Origin of the sequence: Methanosarcina sp. 2.H.T.1A.6 (assembly GCF_000979455.1) — an archaeon.
Classification (GTDB): Archaea; Halobacteriota; Methanosarcinia; order Methanosarcinales; family Methanosarcinaceae; genus Methanosarcina.
The window spans coordinates 1-25,975 of the sequence record NZ_JJOY01000051.1; the positions used below are offsets into that span (position 1 = coordinate 1).

A 25,975-nucleotide genomic window follows, 5' to 3' on the forward strand; every position below is an offset into this window, starting at 1 on the left:
GTCCTATCCGATGTCCACCTGCTCCGAAGATATGTCCCCCCGGTCCTATCCGATGTCCACCTGCTCCGAAGATATGTCCCCCCGGTCCTATCCGATGTCCACCTGCTCCGAAGATATGTCCGCCTGCTCCTATCCGATGCCCCCCTGCTCCATTACCCAGTTGCCCTGTTCCAGTTATTATCCCACCAATAGAGCCTGAGGATCCCCTTGTCCCAGTCACGATTATGGTCCCAAAATCAACCGCTGAAGCATGGATGGCTTCTGGCAAGCAGGATGAATTAAGTCCTGAGGATGCACATCAGTATGCGCTCCAGGCTGCAGAAGAGGCTTACTGCGCTGCTCTGGAAGAGTTGGGCATGGCTGGTGAATATTCCGGGTTCCCCAGCGTCAAGGGCTGTAAGAAAGGTGCATTTGATCCCAGCGCAAAAGAATAAAACATTCTGGATCCGGGAGGAATTCTCTCCCGGGTTCTTTCAGGTGGGTATTAGATGCTGATACTAAACAATCTAAATGATAATGATTTTCCATATTTTCCATATCCTCTTCAGGAATCCGGGAATGAGGACGATTATATCACAACAAATCACCTCATGGCCAGGCCTATTCGATTGAACCGGCAGGCAGCTGAAGTTCTCCGACTCGCAGATGGCGTAACACAACTTTCAGATATTATTGGTCATATCGTAGAGTTATATCCTGATGCTGGTGGGTCCGAAGTTATCAAACCAGGGGTTCTGGAACTCCTCAGGATATTAACCGAAAGAGAACTTATCTGGTGGCGTGGGGTTCCCGCCCTGCCGGTTCCTGTCCAGCCGCCGCAGAGCATTTTCTGGGAGATTACTGCAGCATGCAATCTTCGGTGTCTGCACTGTGTAGTCGGTGCAGGCCCTAAACTGGAAGAAGAACTTTCCACCAGCAAGTGCCTTGAGCTAGCAGAGGAACTTGCTGCTTTTGGGGTAAAAAATATAGCCTTTAGCGGTGGAGAGCCTTTACTACGTCCTGATTTTTTTACCATTGCAGAAAAGGTTCGGGAACTAGGGATGGGTGTCCAGGTGGCAACAAACGGAACTCTCATAACACCTCAGATTGCTCATCACCTCATGAACCTGGATGCGGATGTACAGGTGAGCCTTGATGGTTCAAGACCTGAGATCTATGATATCCTGCGCCCAGGGCAAAAAGCGTTTACTAAATGTATTGAAGGTATCCAGGCCCTGGTTGCAGAAGGGCATCAGGTCACTATTGGCACTGTGCTCTCATCTATAAATATCAAAGATATTCCAGAAATTGTGGCACTTACAGAGCGACTCGGAGCTACAGCATTTCGGCTTATCCCTTTTGTTCCAAAAGGTCGAGGACAACTGCATAAAGATATGGAGGTGCCTTTAGCACAGGTCAAGGAAATAGTCCAGTATCTTCATGATATGAGGGAACGTACCAGACTTCAGATTTCACCACTTGAATTTGAAGATATGCTTGATGGAAGCCTGTGCCCAGATCCTCTAGTACCTGAGATGCCTCTCAAGTGCGGGGGTGCAGTTGAGTATGGAACTATTACTCCTGCTGGAGAAGTACTTACATGTCATTTCTTTGAGGGTGTACGGGCAGATAATATTCGCTCTGCTTCATTTCGTGATGTATGGTACCGCTCACGTTTCCTGAATTATTTTAGGAGCCTGAGAGTATCGGACCTGCATGGTAACTGTTCCGCCTGTACTTGGCTTCCCAGGTGTGCCGGAAGCTGCCGAGCAGTGAATTATGCAAAGGGTGATCTTTTTGGAGGCAACAAGTCGTGCTGGGCCTCACAAAATACAACAGAAGCAAGGTTGAAGTAACATAAGTTAAACATAATATAATAGCATGATTGTCGTGGATGTTATCTTCCGTTCTGCAACAGGGGAATCGATCCTTCTAAAAGAGCCATCAGAAGATCGTAATTTCACTCGATATGCGGCAACTAAAGAGACTCAGGATGAAGCGGTTAAAGCACTGACCGGATTGGGATTTGAATTAGTAGGCCCGCCATCGCAATATGGGGTATCGATCTCTGGTCCTTCTCAATTAGTGCACGAAGTATTTGGGGATGAACCATTTACTGTTCCCAGGTCTTTAGCAAAGTGGGTCGAAGCTGTTCGGATACCACCACCTGTGGAGTTTTATGGAAAGGGTCTGGATGAATAATAACAACGTGTATTTTTTTAAAGGGATTGTCTCTTTGACTGGAGTTTCGTTGAAATTTTTTATAAATTCCTCAGAAGAAGCAGGGTCATCTGCCCGAAGAAGCCGGAAAAAACCGGTATCACAAGGTTATCGTCTATCTGGTTTACTGCGGTTTCCGTAAGGGTTGCAAAAAAAGCCATGACAAGGGACACTAAGGGGTCTCCGACTATAACGAGTCCGATCAGCAGATCAATTATGAATTCGGAAGTTGACCCTTCAAGAGATTTATCGTTTTTAAAGATTTTTTTGAAAATTCTTTTTTTTCCGTAGAATTTTCCTATCAGGGCTGCAGCCAGGTCTCCGAAGGTGGTCATAAGGATTGCAGCATAAGCGATTTCCCTGTTGAAGAGGGAGATTGTTGCAATTGCACCCAGAGCGAAGTAGATGTGCCCTCCTAAGCTATCGGCTTCATGTTCCCTGTACATCATATAGAATATGGGAATTTTCATGCCCTGTTCGAGCCGGAAGTATTCCAGGAAAAGGACGGTTACAAGGAAAAGCATGAGTACCCAGAGGATTGTCTCTTTTCCGAAAAATTCGTAGATGAGCACTATCAGGACTGAGACCAGATGTACACTTTTTCTCAGGATTTCAAAGATAACTTCTCTGGAGGGCATGGCATAAAGTTTTGTGAGAATAAAATATAAATCTATACTGGTCGGTGGGCTTAGAGAAACCCGGATTTCTTTGCAGTCGGATTTCTTGAAATTAAATATCTTGCAAAAAAGAGTTTTGAAAACCGGATTTGAGGATTTATCTCTCCAGTATTTCTCTGGCTTTTCTCTGGCTTTTCTCTGACATTTCCCCCGGTATTTTTCTCCGGCTTCCTTCTGGTATTTTCCCCGGTTTTCCTCTGCTGTACGGCGATTTTTCCGGTTCAAAATACTTTTTCAGGCGCTATGTGGGGGTTCAGCAGAGTCTCCTATTAGTTTTTTAACCATATTCATGTCTTTAATTATTTTCAGACTCATTAGTCCTCCTATTAAAAGGTTCATATGGTATGTCAGGGTTCTCCAGGCAAGCACGGTAATTCCCAGAATGGATGAATCTACAAAAATAGAGAAAATGGACGCTGCTCCTAATTCAGCAACTCCGCTTGCTCCGGGAGTTGCGGGTATTACCATTATAACAGCCAGTAGCACCTGAGCTGCAAAGACGGTGATAATTGAAGGTGTCCGCGAAAGGCCCATCAGGATCAGGACTAGGAGTGAAAATTCTACGGTCCAGAAAATAAAAGTATAGGCAATTCCACAGAGCAGCCCTCTTTTTCCTTCTGAAAAAAAGACCCTTACACTGTCATGAAAATGGTCTATTTCCCTGTCAATCTGTTCCATTAAGTGTGAAACTGCAGCATCGGTCTTTTTTCCAAAAAAAGGAGCAAGCCTGCCTGTTAGCCTGTGAGTTACGTATTTTACTTTTTCGGGTTTCCAGACGCCGTAAACAAAAAAGACGAGAAGTATAAAGACAAGGATATTTACTGTTAAGAAAGCTGCATCAAATTCATAATTTGAAATAATGTCCCCAAGAATGTAAAAGGCAAAAGGCAGACAGGAAAATATGAATATGGCATCAAGCAGGCGTTCCCCTACAACGATTGCAGTAGCCTTGCCGAGAGGAATTTTGTTCCTGCTCAGGCCGTGGACTCTCAGTATCTCTCCGCCTGCAGAAGAAGGGGTAATCCCTGCCACAAAAGTACCTGAGATGACTATCTCTGTCACTTTCAGGACACTTATCCTGTATCCCAGGGCTTTGCAGAGAGCCCGGGTCCGCAGCCCCCAGATAAAGTATGAGCTAATATGAAGGAGGGCAGCTGCCAGAATGTACTCCAGCTTGATCCTTTTCAGGGTTTCAATAGTCTCCGAGTTAAAAGTCAAGCATGTAACCAGGGCAATTGATACAGCGCTGATAACCAGCGACCCAATAAGCCATTTTTTATACCTGGTCATTGAAATCTCTTAATTTTATTCTTTAGTATAGGTATTATCTTATTTAAGGAAACTTCTTTCTCCAATATATAATGAACGGCACAAGAGAAGTTCGATATGTCAGAGTGAACTGTTTTCTTTAGTCTTGAGTCCAATTTTAAAAAGTCTGCACCGTTCTTATAAGATCCTTACTTATTCTTAACAGATTTATGTCTACTAAGCGATTGTATTTCTTAAAAGTTCCTGTTTCTTAAGAAATCTGTACTAAAAAATAAGAAAATGAAAATTATCTGTGTATCAGAAAGAAATTATCTGTATCAGAAATGATGGTTGTCCCCGGGTACACGGTTGAGATTTGGCATAAGGTTTCCAGCCCGTCTAATACTTTTGTTTTTATCTACTACTGTACGCAGGCGGGCTCAAGCCTTGAGCGACGAATTGAAAAAAGGCTTAAGACGTCATATACGGGCATTTCTTTAAATACCAACCAATTAAAAAGGGAGTACCGAAATGATAATAATCGGACAAAAATCCAGCAGAATGCCTGTGAAAGATTACAAAAGCAAAAAAGCAAAGGTTCTGATCAATATTGAAAACTCAATTTGAATTTGCAAGAAACCCGTATTTCCAGGGTATGAATAATTTTTAATTGAGTCCGGATAAATCCGGAACATACCTTTTGACCTGGAATTATGCGGTTGACCTGGAATACGGGGTCCGATTTAGATTCTCAATGCAGATTCTCGATTATACTCACTCTTAATTTTGGGTATCCTCTTTTGATTTTAGATCCTCTTATATATACTCTTAATTTTTGATCGGTTTTAACCTTTCTTTAAATCCTGTATTTCAGGAGCCTTCATATGTAGTATCATAGTCCGAATTGATTACAATTTCCTTTATGCTGGAATTCTTTTCGATCACAACTTCAGGCCAGATCTTTACTCCCGAATGTATGGTCGAATTGTTCCCTATAACGACTTTATGCCCGATTACTGTCCCATTCTCCAGGCTGCACTCATCTCCTACAGCAGTTTCATCCGCAACTACAGCTCCGGAGATGTTGGAGTTTTTACCTATGCATACATCATCAAAAAGGTACGAAGAAAGAATCTTTGCATTATTATCGATAGTGCAGTTTGCACCTATCACGCTGTAAGGTCCGATAAGGACATTATCGCCAATTACAGTGTTTTCTCCTATAACAATGGGCCCAACGAGTGAAGAATTCGAACCGATCGAGACATTGTTTCCTATGGATAAGGGGCCTCGTATTCTTGCGTTTCTTGTTGTGAAGTTTCCTTCTATTGTGGTCCCTGGAAGGGCATCCAGCATCCAGCGCTGGGCCTGCCTGTAGGCTGCCGAACTCCCTACATCAGTCCATTTTCCCCGGACAAGCATGCCGTTAATTCTCTTATCTGCCGCAAGCAGGGCAGGGAAAAGGTCTTTTGCAAAATCATACTTTTTATTTTCAGGGATCCAGTCAAAAATTTCAGGGTCACAGATGTAAATGCCTGTACTTGCAAGATTGCTGAATATCTGTCCGGATTTGGGTTTTTCCAGGAAGCGGTGGATCCGGTTGTTTATATCCATATCAGCAATCCCGAATTCCCTCGGGTCATCAATGGAAAGAAGTCCTATAGTTACCAGAGCATCGTTTGTTTCATGGAAGCGGTACATCTCCCTCAGGTCGAGGTTAAGGACGTGGTCTCCCCCAAGCACGATGAAAGGCTCATTTTTCAGGTACTTTTCAGCATTTTTTACCCCGCCTGCTGTCCCCATCTTTTCTTTCTCATACACATAATCTATGTGTACTCCGAACATGTGCCCGTCTCCGAGCTGTTCCTCTATGCGTTCTCCCATATATCCCAGGGTCATGACTATTTCATTGAACCCTTCCCTCGAAAGGTGCTCTATCAGGTGCAGGACTGATGGTTTATTGAGAATCGGTATGCTAGGTTTCGGGTGTTTGAAGGTCAGTGGCCTGAGCCTTGTCCCTGTGCCTCCGCACATGATACATGCTTTCATATTTTCTCAAATGTTACTCTATAGATATATTGTTAACGATCTGTTCTTCCTGTTTCAAAGCTTATTGATGACGATTATTTCAGAGCAATATCTTCTTTTCGTTCTACCCTTATCTCTTTCTTCCCCTTATACTCAGAAATAATGCCTGTTATGCTTATGAAGTCTCCTTCATTGATTAATCCGTCCAGGGCTTCGGCCCCTGCTGTCTTCGGGATAAATACGCTAAGGACTTCGGAGTCAAAGTTTACTTCTAAAAGCAGGTGATCTCCGGTATAAGTAAATCGTTTACTTAAAACCTCAGCATCAAGAGACACTTTTTCCCCAACTTCGGATTCGTGGGTGTACTTCAGGGCTTTTCCTTCTGACTGTTGTCCAGCTCCTGCAAGTTCCTGCCCGAAGAGCAGGTACGCTGTCGAAAGAGAGAACAATGCCATAACGAGCAGCACTACCACGACTTTCTCTTCCTTTTCCATCTTCCACCACTTTCCAGTTTGTGGATTCTTAAATTAACTTCTTGTGAATTATCTTGAATAAATTTATTTAAAGGATCAGTTTACATTTCCAGATCCGTTCACAATGGAGACAAGTTTTATTTCAAGGATCAGGGTTTTGCCTGCAAGTTCATGGTTGAAGTCAAGGGTTGCGTAAGTTTCCGTGGAATCGAGCACTTTAACTTCACTTCCCCCAGGCGTTATTATTTTTTTTCCTGCCTCCGGAGGGTACTTTAGTTCAAGTCTTGAAAGAGGAATTTTCTGAACGAGATAACTTTTAGATTCTCCGTAGGCGTCTTCAGGCACGATTTCAAGGGTTTTTTCTTCTCCTTCTCGCATTCCAAGAACCCCGTCATCGATACCTTTTATCACCTGACCGGTGTATGTCCTGAAAAATAAAGGTGTGTATTCTTTTTCTTCATCATATATGCCAGCCTCAAGAGCTTTTTCTTTTAAGGTGGTATCGAATACTGTTCCGTTCTCAAGGTTTCCAGTATAATCAATAAGGAGATAATCTCCCTTTTTCACAGTACGAGAGTTCTCCATTGTTCCTTCTCCTGCTAATTTTTTTTCTTTACAGTTTTTTCCGGCAGTCCTTATTCTTTTCCTGGTCACCAGAGGAGTGCATCTTTTTTAATGAAATATAAGCCGGTTTTAAACCGGTTTAACTGATGTAAGCTTCATTCTATTGAAATAAGCTTTATATCGAAAATCAGAGTCTTGCCTGCGAGTTCGTGGTTAGAGTCAAAAGTAACATGCGTTTCATTTACATCAATGACTCGGAACTGTCCCCCGTACATACTGCTGAATGTCTGTCCGATTTCAGGTTTCACTGACAGGTTCAGGTCCTCAAGGGGGACGGCCTGAATTTTTGCTTCATCATATTCTCCGTAAGCTTTTTCAGGGGGAATTGTAATGGTTTTTTCTTCTCCTTTTTTCATCCCGATTACGCCCTCGTCAAAACCCGGAATCATCTGACCTGCACCAGCTGTAAAGGCGAGGGGGCTGTAATTTCTTTCCTGATTATATGTGCCTGCTTCCTGTGCTACCTCTTTTATTGAAGTGTCAAAAACTGTGCCGTCTTCGAGTTTTCCCACATAGTCTACCTGGACGTTATCACCGGCCTTTACAGCTCTGCTTTCCCCTGTCACATCCCCTTTATCCGTGCATCCGCTTCCAAGGATTATGCTCCCCAGAAGCAGCATGGACAGGAAAAAAATTGTCCCCCTCCCCGCCCTCATTTTTTATGCCTCCATCGAAACGACTTTTATTTTGAATATCAGGGTCTTGCCTGCGAGCTCATGGTTGAAGTCCACAATGAAGTTTTCCTCGCTTACCTCTGTGATAGTGCCCCTGAGTCCGGTTTCCGTAGCCAGCTGCATCCCTACTTCCGGAGTAAAATCCACAGCATTACATGGCAGTTCCCTTGCGTACTCTTTCATATATTCTCCGTACGCTTCCTCGGGAGGAATTGTAATGGTTTTTTCTTCTCCCACTTTCATTCCGACCACACCCTCGTCAAAGCCTTTAATCATCTGCCCCGCTCCCACGGTGAATGTCAGAGGATTGTAGTCTCTCATTTCGTTGTATATACCTGCCTCAGCGGCAGCTTCCTTTTCCGATGTATCGAAAACTGTGCCATCTTCCAGTTTTCCCACATAATCAACGGAAATACTATCTCCGTTTTCGACTGGTTTGTTTAAATTTTTACTTATCTCTTCAGTCATAATAATCAATATGACAAAATGAGAGCATGTTAGATAAACATAATGATAAATAAGGTGTTAGAAACCGGTTAAAATGATTCCCGGAAATAGGAAACACAGGAAGCTTTAAACCTTATTTTTTAAGTTTTGATTTCGAATTTCGATTTCTGTTAGTTCTCTCTTTTAGCCCTGCTCATTTTCTTTCATTCCTTTTTCCAGTCCATTTCGCTTTTTTCACCTACTTCTTTAATCTTCTTTCATTTTCTTTCATTTTCTTTAAGTTCCTTTTGATATTCAATATATGAGTAAACAACAGTAATCCCGGCTACAAAAATTGCGGGCACAAGGATGAAGTAGATTGCAAATTCCGGAAAAAAAGCCCCGAAGATTGCTGCTATTCCTGCTATTTTGAATAGTTTCCCTCCAAGCCGGTTAGTTCTTTTCCACACCCTCTCGCTGCTGAGAGTCCAGGGTGTCCTGATTCCGATGAACCAGTTCTGCTCTGCATTTTCCGTAAGTATCCCTATATAATAAAACAGAAGCCCTATCCCTACAGGAATTACGGCATTGGGGCTGATCTGAATTCCTGTGTTCCAGAGCAGTATCTGGAGATGGACAGCGACCATAAACAAAACCATTATCGCTATAAACCCGTCATAATATTTCCTGAATTTTGCTATATTTTCTTTCAGCGGGTCAATTCTCGGAATTACCAGGAACATAATTACAAGACCCGTTATCACTAACGGCATGAAAAAGAGCCCCCAGAGTTTCGACATATAGCCGTCTACTTCTCCCTGTGAGTTCCAGTGAGTTGCCATCTGTTCAGGTACCTGCGGGTAAAAATAGATTGATAGGATAAAAGAAAGAAGAACCAGTCCTGTTATTGCTACTGTAGCTTTTCGCATGTAAATTCTTTAGATGTTTCAAATATTTAAAAATGTGGAGTACTTATAGGTCTGCCAACGCTAATGGACTGGCTACGGATCCGACACTGCATCTTGCACTGTATCTTGCACTGTATCTTGCACTGTATCTTGCACTGCATATATGAGTGGGAATGCTTATCGACCTTCAAGTTTTCTGAAAACCTTAACCTGAGTATGAGACGTTTTTCCCGGACTTCATTCTAAACCCGCCAATCAGTGCTGCAATCCCTCCTATTACAAGGGAAATTCCATATATCCAGGGCAGGACAACGGCACCTGCCAGGGGGTTAACCAGCAGGAGTATCCCGAGGGCAATTGTCAGGAGCCCGAGGACCGCCATTCCCGTTCCGCCTCCTTTGAGCGCCCAGACAAGTCTGATTACGCCGTATATAATACTCCAGATTCCTATTATGATTACAAGAAGCGCCAGGATTACAAAGGGACTGTACGGGTACACAAATACCACAATCCCGATAAGAATGCCCATAACACCGGAGAGCAATTTCCATCCCATGTTCTCTCTGTCCATTAGCAGTGAAACGATTGAAATAACTCCGCCCAGAAACCAGAAGATTCCGAGTATCTGGACTAAGGTTATGGTGGTTACTACAGGTGAAAACAACAGAAATAAGCCTATGATTACGGCAAAAATTCCTTCCAGTACAACCAGCCACCAGGGGACCTGCATTACTTCATATTCCACAGTGCGGTATTCTGCAGCTGTTTGTTCCATATACTTACCTCCAGAGTTGCTTTAAGTAGAAAATTTGATACTGTCGGCTACCCCAATAAAAAGTACAGGTATCAAAAATACACCTCTTACCTGAAGTATGAAGTTTCCCGACTCTTCTGTGCACTGTGATTCAGTCAGGTAAGAAGGTTAATCTCCGCTATATATTATATATTTGAAATTATATAAATCAATGAGTATTTATTTCTCTTCTAATGTTCTGTGCTGTGTTCAGGCACACATGGGCCATGCTTCATAGCTGCTCAATATTCATTTTTGAACGCCACAATGCATCTTTATTTTTAATCTTTCCTGTACACCGAAACCGGGACGTGCGCAACTCAAAAGACAATCTAAATAACTGCATGTGAATATTCTCAAACAATGTTTACTTCTTATTGGCACGTTGACTAAAAAATCACACCTTATCACAAAAAACTAGGATAATTTAGTTAATTTGATATAACATTGCCAATTTCGTAAAATAAATTCATTTTAAAACTCAATAAGTGTGACTTAGGACGTTTTTATGTCCTTTAAAGACAACGCCTCAGCCATACCAGTGCATCCTGTACAGTCAAAAATGGGGATTTGAGGTAACTCTTGATATTGAGATTCTAAAATAATTTGTAGGGGTTTTTCTTTTGTGGCAAATAAAAAGATTATTATCGATTTTATTTACAGTGGCTCTCGCACTTCAGGTTATTACCGGGTACGCAGCTGCGACTGAGTTTTATGTTGGCGACGATGGACCGGGGAACTACACAACAATCCAGGAGGCCCTGAAAGATGCGGTTGATGGAGATATCATTCTGGTTAGCCCTGGTACGTATCCTGATGAAACCATATTCGTAAATAAATCAGTGACTATCAAAGGAGCAGCTGGAGCTGAATATCCTTCAGTCGGTGGTTTTTCTCTTCTCAGACACTCCAGAATAGAGGGGCTCACAATCACAAAAGGCGTTGACTTCTCCGAGGGTGGGGTATCCTGCACAATTCGAAACAACCGGTTCAACGGCTGCGGTGTCAGCATGGGCACCAGTTACATGTACGGGAACCAAACCATAATGAATAACCTCTTTATGGGCAGCCCGGTTGGTGTATCTACATATGACAGTATTGACAACAAAATAACAGGAAACACTTTCAGAGAATGTGATATAGGTATCACACTCACATACGGTGCGGGTGGTCATATTGTAACTGGTAACATTATCAAAAACTGTGGCATCGGTCTTTATATCATCAGGGACTCTGCGTCGGTATATAATAACTATTTTTTGAATGACGTTAACCTGTTGATTGAGGACGGAAACCCCGGAGGGTCGTTCAGCGTCCCAAATATGCCTGGCCTGAACATAATAGGCGGTCCTTATATAGGAGGTAACTTCTGGGGATCTCCTGCAGGAGCTGGATTCTCCCAGATTCATTTGGATGCTAACGGTGATGGGTTTGCGGAGGAACCTTACTCTCTAAACGAGCAGAATATTGATTATCTGCCTCTGGTGACCCCCAGGACGGAGCCTGTACCTGTACCCCCTGTCGCAGACTTTACCGCCAATCCCACTAGCGGCTCTGCCCCCCTTCCCGTTCAGTTTACTGACCGTTCGCAGAACGCAACATCGAGGAGCTGGAAATTTGGAGACGGAGCTACTTCAAGCGATACGAATCCAACGCATTCTTATTACAAGGCAGGAAACTATACTGTTAACCTTACAGTAAGCAACCTGAAAGGCACGGATTCAAAAACTGCTGTTATAACTGTGCTGGAAGAGAATGTAGATAATGATGTATTTCCTGTAGCAGACTTTATCGCCAATCCTACCAGCGGCTCTGCTCCCCTTTCAGTCTCCTTTACTGACCGTTCACAGAATGCAACATCATGGAGCTGGGACGTAAACAATGACGGAGTCGAGGACTCAAACGCGGCAAGCTTTGTTTATGTGTATCCTGCCACAGGAACCTATACCGCTAAACTGACTGCGATCAATGCAAAAGGCACTGATGTAAAAACTACTTTGATAGCTGTAGAGAAGAAAAGCAGCGGAGGAAGCCACAGCGGTGGTGGCGGAGGCGGAGGCGGAGGATCTCCTGAGCCTGCAAAGAATGTAGAGGTCAAGGAGCTTGCCCAGGTCTTCATTACAAACGGTAAGGCCGTAAAGTTCGAGTTCACGAAGAACGCCACCTGTGTTGTGTCTGTGGGCTTCGATGCGATCAAGAACGTAGGCAAGACCACAACCATTGTTGAGCAGTTAAAGAAAAAGTCAGCCCTTGTCTCGAAGATGCCTGCAGGCGAGGTCTACAAGTCTTTCAATGTCTGGGTAGGAAATGCCGGATATGCAACCTCAAAAAACATCGAAAACCCCACCCTGAGCTTCAAAGTTGAAAAGGCCTGGATCCAGGATAAGCTAATAGAACAGGACTCGATCACCCTGAACAGGTATGATGAAAAAGTCTGGACGCAGCTGCCAGCCAGCCTGTCAGGTGAAGATAAAAAATACCTGTATTTCACAGCTGAAACCCCGGGATTTGCCTCTTTTGCGATAACAGGTGAGTCACAGGGTGCCCCTGAAAAAGTAACCGAAAAAGGGACTTCGCTTGAAACCCGGTCGCTGCAAGGAGAAGGTAATGAAAGTACAGGGTTGGACACGGATTCAGAACAGAGTGAGAGCACAAAATTCTCTGGCATCTCTCCGGTCTATGGCATAATAGGTTTACTCTTTTTAGGCCTGATATGTGCGATTATTTATAGACAGATACCAAAATGAGGTCATGAAAATGGAACGCTTCATAGCGTTTCTTTTTTATCTTTTTTTGTGAGGAAAGGTTGATACTCAATAAGCCTGTAATCGGTTTTGTCATAAAATCCTCATATCCAGGAATCAACCTCTAAAACCTTAAGAGAAGTAGTGGAATTAAAAACTATAATGGTTTCAGCTTAATTACCAATTTAATTAGAAAAGAATATGGACCGGTCGGGAATTGAACCCGAGGCCTCTACCATGCCAAGGTAGCGATCTACCCCTGATCTACCGGCCCATGTTGCGTTTTGCTTTGTCAGCACTCCCACATACACTCAGTATCGTATATATAACTGTCGCCACACATGCTCCGCTTCCTGTAAATAAAATTTAGTATCTGGGAAATTCCTACTATCCGAGCAAAAGGTATAAGTAGTAATTCGAGTATTAGAAGTGTTGTCGGATTGGGATGCTTTCCCTAAAAAAGCCTTTCAACTCTGATAATCATAGAAAAACCTGACATCTGGGCCCGTAGCTTAGCCTGGTGGAGCGCACGGCTGATAACCGTGAGGTCCTGCGTTCGAATCGCAGCGGGCCCACCACAATCCAACAATCCAACAATGTCTTCTCAGAGAACTTTCAGGTTTTCTAAACTGAATACCTTCATTGAGGGCCCGTAGCTTAGCTTGGTGGAGCGCACGGCTGATAACCGTGAGGTCCTGCGTTCGAATCGCAGCGGGCCCACTATACTTTCTCTTAATGATATCTCACTCTTTTTTGTTTATCCTTTTGTTTTTTTCCCTACATCTTCTTTCAGACATCTTCTTTCAGACATCTTCTTTCAGACATCTTCTTTCAATCAATAACTCTATTCCGATTCCATTTTTTCAATTGTATGTGATCTTTTACAACCTGATTACTTTTTTAATCTTCTGGAATATCCTAAAATAGAATCTCTTTTTTCATGTATTTTAGAATCAATTTCCACAAGTATGAAATACGGAAGGTATGAATAAAGGAAAAGCTTTGCCAATATTTGCGATCTAGTCCTCTTGAGCGAAGCTCACTGTGATACACTATAAATTAGTCTGCTTGAGCGAGCGAAGAGAAATGGATCGCGTCCTCCCGAGGCGCAATTCGGACGAGACACAATTCGAGCGGCTCAACTAGGGTTAGTAAGAATAATACTAACGGAAAAGTTGTTAACGAAAAAGTTGTTGGTAAGAAAAAAAGTTAGGGTGGGGGTAATCCCCTTTAAGACAGAACGGCTTCTGGATAGTTGAAGTCCAGGCAATTTGCGGTATGAAATCCTGCCCCTGACTTCAGGCCATTCTGTTCCCTATCATAAATTTCAGGCAATGTGCTTCAGGCGTTCAATATTCCTCAGCACAAGTCTGCTTTCGGCTATGATTTCGTCTTCGATCTTGCTAACAATGCGGTCCATCGGGACCGTTAGCCTGTACAGCTTGATCGGTCTGCCTTTACCTTTTGATTTCTTTTCTTCCCGGATGTTAATCCAGTCGTTTTCGCGGAGGTACCGCATTGCAACACTGACTTCCGGCTGTCTAAGACCAGATACCATTTCGATGCTCTGGGAAGAGATTTCCCTTCCTTTTGCAAGGCAGGCGAGGGTAAGAGCAATTGGCCTGCTGATATTGATCTTTCTAAATAATTCTATCATTTCATATTCGCTTGATCCCATGGATAAGGGAATCTCATTCGTTATGTCAGTAGTTTCTATAGCTAAACCACTTTCATCTACCATTATAATCACCCAAAGAAGCATTATAGAGTGAATTAATATAAATATTTACTTATGTTTTAGTTTTAATATATGTTTATTTATATTTATATTTTAAAATGTTACACTGGTTAACATTCAATTTTATGTGGCTACTGACTTCGTTTTGCTTAATTTGCTGCGGTTGACCTTTTTGGGGCTTTCTTCTTAATAAACGATATGAAGTGCCCTGACTCGCCTCCCCCTTAAATAATTGTGGCTCTTCGCTATTTCAAGTGGGTAATTTTACAGTCACTTCCTGAATATAAATGCAATACATATAATATTTTGAAAAATTTATTGTGGCAGCTGATTCAAGCAAAAGTAGCGTTATATTTTTCGAGTAAAAATAAATGAGTTATATAATCGACTCAGTTCTAAAATCCAGTGATTAGTGTAAACAAAAAAAATCACTGGATTTCAAAATTGGTTATAATTCTTTGAACACGTAATCAGGATTGAAGTCTATAGATGTCGAATATTGAGTTTATTCAAAGTATGGATTCTTTCTGCAAATTCATTGTTTCAATCAAAAAATGCAAAAATCACTGGATTTTGGACCAGAGCCATATAATCAATGGGTGCCAGAGACATTGAATAAGTGATAAAATTACTTTTGGGACCTCAAACCTGAGCTGGAATAAAAAAGAGAAAGCAAAAAGAGAATAAGATATCTTTAATTTAACTGTTCAGGTTATGAGGAGTTATTCCCTGATTATATATTCAGGTTTTTAATTTAAGAATGAACCTTTTACATATGAGATTGTAAGAGAAAAAACGCGTTAATCTCAATTTTTTCGCCGATTCTTCAGGAAAGGTTCTTGAGACGTTCTATGTTCTGGCGTATGGTATTACTCTCAGCAATGATGTTTTCTTCTATTGTGTCAATAATTTTTTCCATATGAACTGTCAGTTTGTATAGCTTTACCGGCCTGCCCTTGCCCTGGTTCTTCTTTTCTTCCCTCATGTCTACCCAGTCATTTTCACGAAGGTAGCGCATCGCAATGCTGACTTCTGGCTGTCTAAGACCTGATACCATTTCTATACACTGGGAAGAGATCTCTTCTCCTTTTGAGAGACATGCAAGAGTTAAGGCGACAGGTCTATTTATATTAAGCCTCCTCAAAAGCTCGACCATTTCGTACTCAATCTCTCCCATTTTAATATTATTGTCTTCTGATATTAGCCCATTATCTGCCACAACTATCATCTGCCGTTTATACCGTAGAGCACCTTATATTGGCCTCAGTATCATGTTTTATCCAGTATCATCAGATCATGGAAATATATTATTTTCAAACGAACAACTTTAATGAATTAACTTAACGAATTAGCTTTAATGAATTAACTTAATGAATTAACTTAATGAATTAACTTAATGAATTAACTTAATAAATTAACTTAATGAATTAACTTAATGAATTAACTTAATAAATTATCTCACTCAATTACTTCAAATGGTTAATTCCAAATGGCTATTTTTGAATTTTTTATTTTTTCACTTAATATATCTGTATTTATTTAAAGTTAAAATCTGAGGAAGTGCCCAACAAATCTGGCATCTCAGTTAATTTATATAATAATGATCTCCCTATATATAATTATATGCATATAATAACTTTCTGACAATAAGAGGCACTAAATATATTTCAGTCGAATACCCTGCACCTTGCGGCGGGGTGCGCCAGCGCAACTTTTATTTGCGAAATCTATGGAGCTACAGGGTAAGGAATAAGCTGGGCAACGTGATCTTTTGCAGTTCTTCATTCAGGTATATATAGGATTAAAACCTTTGATAGTATATCTTCTACAATCTGAGGACGCTTACCAGGGTACAACTGAAACAGATAAGCGTTAAAATCTCCTTTTTCTCAAATATCTGTCCTAATTTTGCAACTATGCTCTTTCATCTGTCCTCTTTGGGTTACTTATCCTATTTTTTCGGCAATGTTTAAATACAAATCCCTGAAAGATTTAGTATAATGACTGCTGGGACGACTGATGGACTGGACAAAGCTGCTGTATTTATCTGCCACTGCAGCGGGAACATTTCCGAACACGTTGATGTAGATGCCGTAAAAAAAACCCTTAAGGCAGAAGGGATCTCGGTTTTTGATTATGAGTACCTGTGCTCAAGCCAGGGGCAGTCCCTGATCAAAAATAAAATTCTGGAAGGGAATCTGAACAGGGTAGTAATAGGTTCGTGCACTCCTTCCAAGCATGGCACTCTCTTTAGAAAGTGCATCCAGGAAACCGGATTGAATAGAGCAGGGCTTGAAATTGCAAATCTAAGGGAACAGTGCGCCTGGGTGCATCCCGACAAAACAGGAGCTACTGAAAAAGCTCTTTCTCTCCTGCGGGCCAAGCTAAAACGCCTGGAAAACATAGAGCCCCTGAAAGAAATAAAAGTGGATATTGCTCAGCAGGCCCTTGTTATAGGTGGGGGGATAGCAGGAATCACAGCTGCGCTGAACCTTGCAGATAATGGGATTTCCACCTTCCTTGTTGAGAAAAATTCAAGCATAGGCGGGCAGATGGCGAAAATCGGGAAGATATTTTCCCCTGATAAGCTTGCGGAAGAGTGTGCAATGTGCTCACTCAGCCCTCTGATGAACGAAGTTGCAGCCCACCCGAAAATTACACTTTTGACCTGGACCGAAGTTGAAAGCCTGAGCGGAAGCGCAGGAAACTTTACTGTCAGGTTAAAGAAGAAGCCAAGATATGTGAAAGACAGCTGCACAGCATGCGGAAGGTGCAGCCGTGTCTGTCCTACCCCGGTTGAAGACGAGTTCAACTGCGGTTATATGGACAAAAAGGCAATTTCTCTTCGCTTCTCCCAGTCAGTCCCCAAGATCTACTGTATTGATCCCGATTATTGCCTCCAGTTAAAGGGGGAAACCTGCGGAAAATGTGCAGATGCCTGTAAAACCGGAGCAATTGATTTTTCCCAGAAGGAAGAAATTGTTGAACTTAACGTAGGTGCAGTTGTTGTTGCCACTGGTTTTGAGGAGTATGACGTCTCCCAGAAACCCCAGTATGGATACGGAATTTTTGAAAATGTGCTGACCCAGATGGAACTTGCCCGAGTCCTCGGCATCAATGGCCCTACAAAAGGGGAACTTCTGAGGATCTCCGATTTCAGTAAAGCTTCTGCTGTTTCAACTCCTGCAAGCTGTACTTCAAGGTGCGAAAGTTCCTCTGCGCCGTCCTCTGATGCCGAAACGCCAAAAAGAATTGTCATGATCCAGTGCGTGGGCTCAAGAGACGAAAAAGAGGGCGGAAATCGTTACTGCTCAAGATACTGCTGTATGGCGGCTCTGAAACACGCAAGCCTGATTAAGAAAAAATATCCTGAAATAGAAATCACGATTTGCTATATTGATATGAGGGCTTTTGGTTTTTATGAAAACTATTACCGTGCAGTTCAGGATACCGGAGTCAAATTTGTTAGGGGAAGGCCTGCCGAAGTTGTTGAAAAGCCGGACAAGAGCCTTGTTGTAAGGGTCGAAGATACCCTTAACCAGAAAATGAGAGAACTTCCTGCTGATCTTGTTGTACTTTCCGCGGCCATGATACCTTCTCCGGGGACCAGGAAAATTGCCAGTGTGCTGAATCTGAGCCAGGATGAAAGCGGCTTTATTAAGGAAAGGCACTCCAAGCTAAAACCAGTAGACAGTTCCCTTGACGGAATCTTTGTTTGCGGCACTGCCCAGAGCCCTAAAGATGTTACAGATACCATTGCCCAGTCCGGACTTGCAGCTATAAGGGCAAGGACTTTCATTACGGACAGCCCGAAAACGCTGGATAACGAAATTGCAGTCGTCAACCAGCTGCTTTGCACGCGCTGTGGGGAGTGCCTTAAATGCCCATTCGAGGCCCTTTCCCTGAATGAGGGCGGAAGGGTTGTTCTTGACCCTCTCATCTGTACGGGCTGCGGATACTGTACTGATCTCTGCAAGGATGGAGCCGTTCAGATCGCAGGCTTTACGAAATCCCAGCTAAAAGCCGAGATGGAGGGTGTGCTCGAAGAAGGAGATGTGCTTGGCTTTGTAAATTCCGGGATTGCTTCCCTTACCTGCGATAATATAGGTAACAGTGTGCTCACATATCCTTCAAATGTTAAATTAATCAAGGTCCCTACAGGCCTGGTAGTGGACAGAGACCTGGTGCTGCATGCTTTAAAACATGGGGCGTCTTCTGTCCTTTTTGTAGAAGACCCGCCTGACAGCCCGAGAGCCGAGATAATATACCCTCTTACTACCAGGCACGTTGAAAAACTCAAAGAAGAACTTGGAGATTCAGGAAACCGGATCTATTTCAAAAAAACCTATGTTCCGAACACAAAAGGGCTTGCAGGAACTTTTACCCGCCTTGCCCGGGAAGGAGAGGTGATCAGATGATGCCATATGTAAATAAATACGATACCCCGGAGTGTAAAACTCTTGCAGAGACCGCAAAAAAAAGTATCCGAACCCCCGAATCCATGGGACTAGACCGCTGTATCCAGTGCGGAGCCTGCACTGCTTCCTGTCCTGCAGCTCGGTTTACGGACTACAGCCCGCGGCAGATCGTAAAAAAGGTGCTCGAAAATGATCGTAGTGTGCTTGAATCTGAAATGATCTGGTCCTGCTTCTACTGCTATTCCTGTAATGTGCGCTGTCCCAGGAACAACAGCCCTGTAACAATCGTGCAGGTGCTCAGACAGATCGCTATCAACGAAGGAATCGGGGTTGAAAAGCTTGCCTATTTCCTTGAGATCGGAGAGTACCTTGCCGAAAACGGAGCCAGCAAGGTCCCGGGAGCTGGTGTCAAGAACATGGAGAAAGACCTTGGAGAGCGCTGGATTGGAATGAAAAGGAATCTGGAGCCCATCCGTTCCGAACTGGGGCTCAGCGCCAGGGATGTCAGGAACACCAATGGAGAAGTTCAGGCTATTCTTGAGAGCACGGGCTATTTCGAAAGGGAAAAATGGATCAAAGCAAGGATCCAGGAAAAAAAAATTCACGGGTTCCTGAAGACCGACGGCACTGAAAACGAGAAAAAACGCGGAGGCTTTGGCTTTGAAAGCGATAGAGAGTATACCGGACAGCAAGCTCTTACTGTTTAAGAGCTGCATGGTCGGGCAGGAATATCCTGGAATAGAAACGGCCACAAGTTACGTGTTTGACCGGCTCGGGATAGATTACGGTATAAACGATGAGCAGTCCTGCTGCACGGGGATAGGGCACTACACCGATATCTTTGAAGGCCTCACAACAGCAGCTATTGCAGCCCGGAACTTTGCAATCGCCAGAAGGAGCGGATATCCCAATATAACCTGCCTCTGTTCAACCTGTTATGCCATTAACAAGGAGGCATGCGAACTCCTTAACACCAATACTGAGGTCCGGGAAAAAGTCAACTCCATCTTCAGGGAAAAGGGCTTCGATGACCTTGTCTATGAAAAGGGCGATATGGACTCCCGGACCAACTTCTATCATGCAGTCGAGGTCCTCCTGAGTAAAGTCGATCAGATAAAGGAAAAGAAACAATTCGATTTCTCAGGAGTTAAAGCAGCCTCCCATCACGCCTGCCACTATTATAAAGTCAAGTATCTCGATGTAGTCGGAAGCCCGGAAAACCCCCAGCTTATAGACACGATAGCTGAAGCCTGCGGAGCATCCCCTGTCCGCTGGTACGAAGACCGTACCCTTACCTGCGGAATGGGCTTTGCCCAGCTCCACCTTAACAAAAGCACCTCTCTTCAGGTTACCAAAACTAAACTCGACAGCCTTCAGAGAGCCGGAGTGGAGTTAATGATCCACATGTGCCCGAACTGCCATATCCAGTACGACCGCTACCAGCCTGTAATTGAAAAAGAGTTCGGGGTAGAGTACGACATGGTGCATATGAATATTGCCCAGCTCGTAGCTCTTTCAATGGGCGCAGACCCCTACAAAGTATGCGGTTTCCAGACTCACTCCGTGCCTCTGGAAGGTTTTCTTGAAAAGACCGGAATAATATAAAGTCCAGTTTTTAAATAGAACTGGCTACCTTTTTTATTTTGATTTTTCCCAATTAATTTTTTGGCTTTGTTGAAATTTATCTAACTTCTTTGAGGAATTTTTGTTTATATATACGTTTTTTTCTTGACTGGTGTCTAATTCAATTTTTGGCGTCCCATTCAACCCACCAGTCATTGGATCATTAATGCCAATAATTCCGGGTTGTCCAGGTCCTTTATTACTTCTTCCTGAGTTTCCATCCACCATACAGGCAGATCAAGCTTCCCAATAATCCAAAACCTGGAGTAGAGTTATTTTTACTTGATTCATTTCCACCTGAGCTACTACCATTATTAGATTCAGAATTATTATTGTTTGAATTATTTAGTTCGGCAGCATTTATTTCTTCATATGATAAGTTCGTTTCTTCAACCCCTATATCTTCAGTTGAACTGGAGGTTGCCCCTGTGTTTTGATCAGTTACATTAGAATCTACAAAATGCCCAAAGACAATTTCAATGGGTTCGACTCCTACGTCCACAGTGGCTATTACATCGTTTGTAGCCGTGTCAATTACAGAAATAGTGTCGCTACCGTAGTTCACCACATACACCTTTTTTCCGTCAGGAGTGAGTGCAACTCCACAAGGATTAATTCCTACAGGAACTGTAGCTGTAATATTGTTAGTTGCTGTGTCGATTATAGAAACTGAATTGTTTTCCCAGTTTGTTACGTATACATTTGTTCCTGCAGGGTTAACTGCAACTCCCCAAGGATAGCGTCCTACATTTACTGTGTCTGTAACAGTGTTTGTGGAAGTATTAATTACAGAAACCGTGTCGCTGTTTGAGTTTACCACATACACTTTTGTTCCATCAGGACTGACTGCAACATCCCAAGGACTACTTCCTACGTTTACAGTGGCTATAACTTCATTTGTGGCTGTGTCAATTACAGAAGTAGTGTCGCTGATATGGTTTGTAACATAAATTTTTGTTCCATCTGGAGTGACGGCAACTCTATCAGGATTCAACTTCACATTAACCGTGGCTATAACTTTATTTGTGGCTGTGTTAATTACCAAGATATTGGTGCTGTCACGAACCGACACATATGCCCTTGTTCCTTCAGGGTTAACTGCAACTCCCCAAGAACTGCCTCCTATATTCATGGCATTAACTGTATTTGTTGCAGTGTCAATTACAGAGACAGTTTTGCTGCCTATACCTGAGTTCGTCACATATATTTTTGTTCCTGCAGGGTTAACTGCAACTTCGCCAGGATAGCCTCCTATCTTCATCATGTCTGTAACATTGTTGGTTGCTGTGTCAATTATATGAACAGTCCCACTGTTTATGTAGTTCCCCGCACTCATCACATATGCAAATGGAGCCGCACATGCAACATCCACCAGTATTAAAATCGCAAGTGCAGTTATTCCCAAAACTTTTATGAGAATATGCTCTCGATATGTTTTATCACATGTTATTTCTTTCATTATGATTCTCCCTTATGAATCCTTATAGTTGAGATAATCTCGAGATAAATATAAAATGTATTTTTGGTTTACTTATAAATTAAACTTTAAATCTTGGAACAATTTTGTAAAAAATGAAAATAGTAAACATTGTGTATATCTTAACTTAAACAAACATATTAAAAATAAAAGTTCGATAAACCTGCTCTTTGGTTTATCGTATAGAAACATGTAATCAACCTTTAAAGCCAGAATTTTATTGAACTCAGTGAGGATTTTTTATCTCACATATACACGTGCAACTTCTGGACCACCGTAAGTGCGTTCATATATTGCAGTACCGGGGAGCGGATCATTAATATACAAATAGAAATACCCACCTTCATTTTTGTATCCTCGACAAACCCGACAATGCCCAGAAACCAGACTGAAAAAAGGTCTTTCATTGTCAATCTCGGTAACAACGTCAATATTATTAAATGCAGAAGTCCTAGTAGTTGGCGTCTTTCCCCATTTATTTATAACCCATTTTTCAATGTCATAACATGTGAGCCCAACCGGGGGTTTCCCTTTCAAATAGGTATAGATAGACGTTTGTGAAGGGGCGGGATTCGGATCATTAAAGTACATACAAAGCATTCGGATACTAGTTGGAACACAGTAGTAGTTAGTTTCTTGTCCAAGATGGGGAACAGGAACATCTCCACTTGTTATTGCCGTTATCGCTGCATCGTCAATAAGTTTTTTAACATTTTCTTCAGTAACTGCAGCATTAATATTAACTCCTTTATTAGCTGCTGCTTGTTCTATAGATTTTGCGTACTGATCACTTTTCTGCCATTCCTTTAAGTTGTTTTCCTTTCCAGACTTCAAAATCTGGTCATACATTGACCAAACTCCAAGTTCTGTTTCAGTTACAGGTTTATCTTGTACCTCATCAAGGGTGTATCCGTCTACAAATATCCGGTGTTCAACTCCAGTGGTCTTGTCTTTCACTACAGTCATCGCTCCTATACGTGGATAGCTGTATACAACCAAATTGGTTGATTTGATTTCCCCATCTGAATACTCACTTTTGGCTATTTCTATTGATTTTTTCATGGCTTCAGCCACTTTATAAGGTTCCGGATCAAATACAATGTCATAAATTGAAGGCCCCAACGTTTTATCGGCACAGACGTCGATTGTACCTATTAATTTATTTTCTTTATATACTGAGAACCGATAAAATAATTTCTGACCATTTATATCATAAAGCTCAACTGGTTGGTATCAATAGATGCCTCTGTCCAATTTTCAAAGCCTGGTGCATCGGCTGCTATGAAACTTATCATGTTCGCATTAGCATGCTTAAAAGCTTCCTCAGCAGTTACAGAATAATCTTTTTCTTCCTATGCACTTACTGCCGGCATTAACACCATACCAATCAGCAGTGTTGCTAAAACAAGTATACTTACTCCAATTTTATTACGGTTCATACTTTAATCTCCTGTGTATCTTATACCCAGGAGGCAGGATCAGGCAAGCTAAGCCTTAAATACACGCAAAGCTAACATAAATCATGCCTCTTAGGGTGTATTTTATGGAGTTCGTATGGTACGGGAAATACTTTTGAACTCCATGAATTCCTCTTATCTAACTCCTTATAAGTTTTCCGGCCATTCCATCGAACTATCCGTTTTTCGTGCCTGTTTTGAGTCTGCAATATTCTGAATATTCTATAGTTGATGATCTGGCCAATAAGTATATGTATAAGCATATATCCTTGACATATATTCAAGAGTTGATATCCAAATGTAAAAATTCACATCTATACTCATATAAGAGGATCTTTGTGGACTGCTTACAGTATTACAGCAAAAGTCTCTGTGTTTGTATTTCATGTGAGCCTGTAGAGTCAGTGAATCTTCTAAACTTTGACAAGCATCTCCAAAAATTAGATCCTCTCTTTTTAGACAAATTCTGATAAAATACCGTCCGCACCCTTACCTTCGGAATGGGCTTTTCCCAGCTCCACCTTAACAAAAGCACCTCTTTCCAGGTTACCAAAACCAAACTCGACAGCCTTCAGAGAGCCGGAGTGGAGTTAATGATCCATATGAGCCCGAACTGCCACATATCCAGTATGACCGCTACCAGCCTGTAATTGAAAAAGAGTTCGGGGTAAAATACGATATGGTGCATATGAATATTGCCCAGCTCGTAGCTCTCTCAATGGGCGCAGACCCCTACAAAGTATGCGGTTTTCAGACTCACTCCGTGCCTCTTGAAGGTTTTCTTGAAAAGACCGGTATATTATAAAATCCCGTTTTAAAGTTGAACCGGTCATCTTTTTTATTTTGATTTTTCCCAATTAATTTTTTGGCTTTGTTGAAATTTATCGAACTTCTTTGAGGAATTTTGGCTTATATATACGTTTTTTCTTGACTGGTGGCGAATTCAATTTTTGGTGTACCATTTGACCCAACAGTCATTGGATCATTAATGCCAATAATTCCGGGTTATCCAGGTCCTTTATTACTTCTTCCTGAGTTTCCGCACTCCATACATGCAGGTCAAACTTCCCAATAATCCAAAACCTGGAGTTGAGTTATTTTTGCTCGATTCATTTCCATTTGAGCTACTACCATTATCGGATTCAGAGTTATTTTTGTTTGAATTATTAAGTTCGGCATCACTTCTTTCTTCAGTTGCATTGGAGGTTGCCCCTGTACTTTTGGCAGTCATATTGGAATCCATAAAAGGCACAATTACAACTCCAACAGGATAGATTCCTACTTTCACTGTGTCTGTTACATTGTTTGTAGCGGTATCAATTACAGAAACAGTGTGGCTTGCACAGTTCACCACGTATACCTTTGCTCCATCTGAAGTGACTGCAATTCCACAAGGTGCCCTTCCTACAGGTACAGTAGCTGTAACCTTGTTTGCGGCTGTATCAATGATATCAACAGCACCTGTAAGTGAATTGGGTCCTGGAAACTGTATCGCTACATATACCTTTTTTCCATCCGGGCTAACCGCAACTCCACAAGGAATGTCTCCTACGCTCACTAAAGCTGTAAGCTCATTTGTACTTGTGTCAATTACAGAAATAGTAGCTGTGGAGTCATGACGAATATTAGAGTTCATCACATATGCCTTTGTCCCGTCCGGACTGAATGCAACCCCAAGAGAGTTGTTTCCTGTGTGTATTGTGGCTGCAACAGTGTCTGTGGCTGTGTCAATTACAGAAACTGTACCTGTAAAGTTAGTTGAATCGCCGCCGGAATTCGCCACATATACCTTTTTTCCATCCGGACTGACTGCAACTCCGAAAGGAAAATTTCCTACTTTCAATGTGGCTGTAACCTTGTTTGTGGTTGTGTCAATAATAGAAACAGTGCCGTAGCTGAAGTCCGTCACATATGCCTTATTTCCATCCGGACTGACTGCAACTTTTTGAGGATAGATTCCTACTTTCACAGTGCCTATAACTTTGTTCGTGGTGGTGTTAATTACAGATACAGTGTTGCTACGTGAGTTCACAACATATACCTTTTTCCCATCCGGACTGACTGTAACTCCAGCAGGATGTTCTCCTACATCTACTGTGGCTGTAACCTTGTTTGTGGCTGTGTCAATTACAGAGATATTATTGCTGTCGGAGTTAGTAACGTATGCAAATGGAGCTGCACCTGCTACACTCACCAATATTAAAATCGCAAGTGTAGTTATTCCAAAAGCTCTTATGAGGGTATCTTCTCTGCGTGCTTTATTAGACATTGCTGCAGATGGAAGTGGAATAGAAAAAGTGTCAATCGATATTGTTGATATACTTTTATTTTTCATCTTTTATCCCCAAGCAGTATATGTCTTTCATGGCAGGGCTATTTTCAAAAGATTTGAACTTTGGACATTTTTCTAAATTCTTCATTAATTTAAGTCAATTTCAAGATAAAACAAACGAGTAATCAGGTGAACT

At 42.2% G+C, this 25,975-nt stretch carries 24 protein-coding genes, 3 tRNA genes and 1 pseudogene; 11 read left to right on the forward strand and 17 right to left on the reverse strand.

Going from position 1 to position 25,975, the window contains the following annotated elements; genetic code table 11:
• A pseudogene (locus tag EO98_RS16215) lies at positions 1-220 on the reverse strand (hypothetical protein); the annotation flags it as partial.
• A 4-nt stretch (positions 221-224) separates the two neighbouring features.
• Here EO98_RS16215 and EO98_RS16220 point away from each other — a divergent pair.
• From EO98_RS16220 to EO98_RS16230, 3 genes are read left to right on the forward strand one after another with little or no spacing between them, the layout of a single operon-like run.
• Positions 225-434, forward strand: coding sequence for a hypothetical protein (locus EO98_RS16220; protein WP_048160074.1), 210 nt, complete (start codon positions 225-227; stop codon positions 432-434).
• Positions 435-488: 54 nt separating this feature from the next.
• The gene (locus EO98_RS16225) at positions 489-1,835 is read left to right on the forward strand and encodes a PqqD family peptide modification chaperone (RefSeq protein WP_048138191.1); all 1,347 of its coding nucleotides are present in this window, start codon (positions 489-491) and stop codon (positions 1,833-1,835) included.
• 25 nt (positions 1,836-1,860) lie between these two features.
• Positions 1,861-2,181, forward strand: coding sequence for a hypothetical protein (locus tag EO98_RS16230; protein ID WP_048138188.1), 321 nt, complete (start codon positions 1,861-1,863; stop codon positions 2,179-2,181).
• 59 nt (positions 2,182-2,240) lie between these two features.
• Here the strand turns inward: EO98_RS16230 and EO98_RS16235 are convergent, their stop codons facing one another.
• The 9 genes from EO98_RS16235 to EO98_RS16275 all read right to left on the reverse strand — a co-directional run bounded on the left by EO98_RS16235 (position 2,241) and on the right by EO98_RS16275 (position 10,032).
• Complete coding sequence (locus EO98_RS16235) at positions 2,241-3,101, reverse strand: diacylglycerol/polyprenol kinase family protein (RefSeq protein ID WP_235283484.1); 861 nt, start codon at positions 3,099-3,101, stop codon at positions 2,241-2,243.
• Positions 3,102-3,110: 9 nt separating this feature from the next.
• Positions 3,111-4,166, reverse strand: coding sequence for a flippase-like domain-containing protein (locus tag EO98_RS16240; RefSeq protein WP_048138186.1), 1,056 nt, complete (start codon positions 4,164-4,166; stop codon positions 3,111-3,113).
• A gap of 828 nt (positions 4,167-4,994) precedes the next feature.
• Positions 4,995-6,173: a sugar phosphate nucleotidyltransferase gene (locus EO98_RS16245; protein ID WP_048138184.1), complete on the reverse strand. Its 1,179-nt coding sequence runs from the start codon at positions 6,171-6,173 to the stop codon at positions 4,995-4,997.
• Between the two features lie 74 nt (positions 6,174-6,247).
• Positions 6,248-6,646 carry a tRNA synthetase gene (locus tag EO98_RS16250; RefSeq protein ID WP_048138182.1) on the reverse strand — a complete coding sequence of 133 codons (399 nt, stop codon included), beginning with the start codon at positions 6,644-6,646 and terminating at the stop codon, positions 6,248-6,250.
• Positions 6,647-6,721: 75 nt separating this feature from the next.
• Positions 6,722-7,210 (reverse strand): peptidylprolyl isomerase, encoded by a 489-nt coding sequence (locus tag EO98_RS16255; RefSeq protein WP_048138435.1) that lies wholly within the window; start codon positions 7,208-7,210, stop codon positions 6,722-6,724.
• Between the two features lie 134 nt (positions 7,211-7,344).
• Positions 7,345-7,905, reverse strand: a complete 561-nt coding sequence (locus EO98_RS16260; protein WP_048138180.1) for a peptidylprolyl isomerase — start codon at positions 7,903-7,905, stop codon at positions 7,345-7,347.
• A 3-nt stretch (positions 7,906-7,908) separates the two neighbouring features.
• Complete coding sequence (locus tag EO98_RS16265; protein WP_048138178.1) at positions 7,909-8,391, reverse strand: peptidylprolyl isomerase; 483 nt, start codon at positions 8,389-8,391, stop codon at positions 7,909-7,911.
• Positions 8,392-8,627: 236 nt separating this feature from the next.
• Positions 8,628-9,278 carry an SdpI family protein gene (locus tag EO98_RS16270; RefSeq protein WP_048138176.1) on the reverse strand — a complete coding sequence of 217 codons (651 nt, stop codon included), beginning with the start codon at positions 9,276-9,278 and terminating at the stop codon, positions 8,628-8,630.
• Positions 9,279-9,462: 184 nt separating this feature from the next.
• The gene (locus tag EO98_RS16275; RefSeq protein WP_048138174.1) at positions 9,463-10,032 is read right to left on the reverse strand and encodes an HdeD family acid-resistance protein; all 570 of its coding nucleotides are present in this window, start codon (positions 10,030-10,032) and stop codon (positions 9,463-9,465) included.
• A 641-nt stretch (positions 10,033-10,673) separates the two neighbouring features.
• On the opposite strand from EO98_RS16275, the gene EO98_RS16280 reads away from it, so the two are divergent.
• A complete protein-coding gene (locus EO98_RS16280; protein WP_082098653.1) occupies positions 10,674-12,797 on the forward strand; it encodes a PGF-pre-PGF domain-containing protein in 2,124 nt (707 codons plus the stop codon).
• Between the two features lie 199 nt (positions 12,798-12,996).
• Here the strand turns inward: EO98_RS16280 and EO98_RS16285 are convergent.
• A tRNA-Ala gene (locus tag EO98_RS16285) sits at positions 12,997-13,068 on the reverse strand.
• Positions 13,069-13,295: 227 nt separating this feature from the next.
• Between EO98_RS16285 and EO98_RS16290 the strand changes: the two genes are divergently transcribed.
• Positions 13,296-13,372: transfer RNA gene (locus tag EO98_RS16290), tRNA-Ile, on the forward strand.
• Positions 13,373-13,440: 68 nt separating this feature from the next.
• Positions 13,441-13,514 (forward strand) — tRNA-Ile (locus tag EO98_RS16295).
• A gap of 607 nt (positions 13,515-14,121) precedes the next feature.
• Here EO98_RS16295 and EO98_RS16300 read toward each other — a convergent pair.
• Both EO98_RS16300 and EO98_RS16305 read right to left on the reverse strand, forming a co-directional pair.
• Positions 14,122-14,535 carry a transcriptional regulator gene (locus EO98_RS16300; RefSeq protein WP_082098654.1) on the reverse strand — a complete coding sequence of 138 codons (414 nt, stop codon included), beginning with the start codon at positions 14,533-14,535 and terminating at the stop codon, positions 14,122-14,124.
• Between the two features lie 823 nt (positions 14,536-15,358).
• Positions 15,359-15,760 (reverse strand): transcriptional regulator, encoded by a 402-nt coding sequence (locus EO98_RS16305; protein WP_048135520.1) that lies wholly within the window; start codon positions 15,758-15,760, stop codon positions 15,359-15,361.
• 772 nt (positions 15,761-16,532) lie between these two features.
• Between EO98_RS16305 and hdrA the strand changes: the two genes are divergently transcribed.
• Genes hdrA through hdrB form a run of 3 tightly spaced genes read left to right on the forward strand, consistent with a single transcriptional unit; the run spans position 16,533 to position 20,555 of the window.
• Positions 16,533-18,950 carry a ferredoxin:CoB-CoM heterodisulfide reductase subunit HdrA gene (gene hdrA / locus EO98_RS16310; RefSeq protein ID WP_048138170.1) on the forward strand — a complete coding sequence of 806 codons (2,418 nt, stop codon included), beginning with the start codon at positions 16,533-16,535 and terminating at the stop codon, positions 18,948-18,950.
• Positions 18,947-19,657 carry a ferredoxin:CoB-CoM heterodisulfide reductase subunit HdrC gene (hdrC, locus tag EO98_RS16315; RefSeq protein WP_048138168.1) on the forward strand — a complete coding sequence of 237 codons (711 nt, stop codon included), beginning with the start codon at positions 18,947-18,949 and terminating at the stop codon, positions 19,655-19,657. The genes hdrA and hdrC overlap by 4 nt, the downstream gene beginning before the upstream one ends.
• Positions 19,611-20,555, forward strand: coding sequence for a ferredoxin:CoB-CoM heterodisulfide reductase subunit HdrB (gene hdrB / locus EO98_RS16320; protein ID WP_048138166.1), 945 nt, complete (start codon positions 19,611-19,613; stop codon positions 20,553-20,555). Before hdrC ends, hdrB begins: the two co-directional genes overlap by 47 nt.
• Positions 20,556-20,588: 33 nt before the next feature.
• Here hdrB and EO98_RS16325 read toward each other — a convergent pair whose 3' ends face one another.
• The 3 genes from EO98_RS16325 to EO98_RS16335 all read right to left on the reverse strand — a co-directional run bounded on the left by EO98_RS16325 (position 20,589) and on the right by EO98_RS16335 (position 23,172).
• Positions 20,589-20,801 (reverse strand): hypothetical protein, encoded by a 213-nt coding sequence (locus EO98_RS16325; protein ID WP_048138159.1) that lies wholly within the window; start codon positions 20,799-20,801, stop codon positions 20,589-20,591.
• Complete coding sequence (locus tag EO98_RS16330) at positions 20,773-22,032, reverse strand: YncE family protein (RefSeq protein ID WP_048138155.1); 1,260 nt, start codon at positions 22,030-22,032, stop codon at positions 20,773-20,775. The genes EO98_RS16325 and EO98_RS16330 overlap by 29 nt, the downstream gene beginning before the upstream one ends.
• Before the next feature lie 258 nt (positions 22,033-22,290).
• Positions 22,291-23,172 (reverse strand): C39 family peptidase, encoded by an 882-nt coding sequence (locus EO98_RS16335; RefSeq protein WP_235283977.1) that lies wholly within the window; start codon positions 23,170-23,172, stop codon positions 22,291-22,293.
• Between the two features lie 835 nt (positions 23,173-24,007).
• Between EO98_RS16335 and EO98_RS19285 the strand changes: the two genes are divergently transcribed.
• Positions 24,008-24,157, forward strand: coding sequence for a hypothetical protein (locus tag EO98_RS19285; protein WP_235283482.1), 150 nt, complete (start codon positions 24,008-24,010; stop codon positions 24,155-24,157).
• A gap of 29 nt (positions 24,158-24,186) precedes the next feature.
• The gene (locus EO98_RS19455; protein WP_255350287.1) at positions 24,187-24,312 is read left to right on the forward strand and encodes a hypothetical protein; all 126 of its coding nucleotides are present in this window, start codon (positions 24,187-24,189) and stop codon (positions 24,310-24,312) included.
• A 216-nt stretch (positions 24,313-24,528) separates the two neighbouring features.
• On the opposite strand, the gene EO98_RS16340 is transcribed toward EO98_RS19455, so the two are convergent.
• Positions 24,529-25,842: a cytochrome D1 domain-containing protein gene (locus EO98_RS16340; protein WP_052734447.1), complete on the reverse strand. Its 1,314-nt coding sequence runs from the start codon at positions 25,840-25,842 to the stop codon at positions 24,529-24,531.
• Between the last annotated feature and the right edge of the window lie 133 nt (positions 25,843-25,975).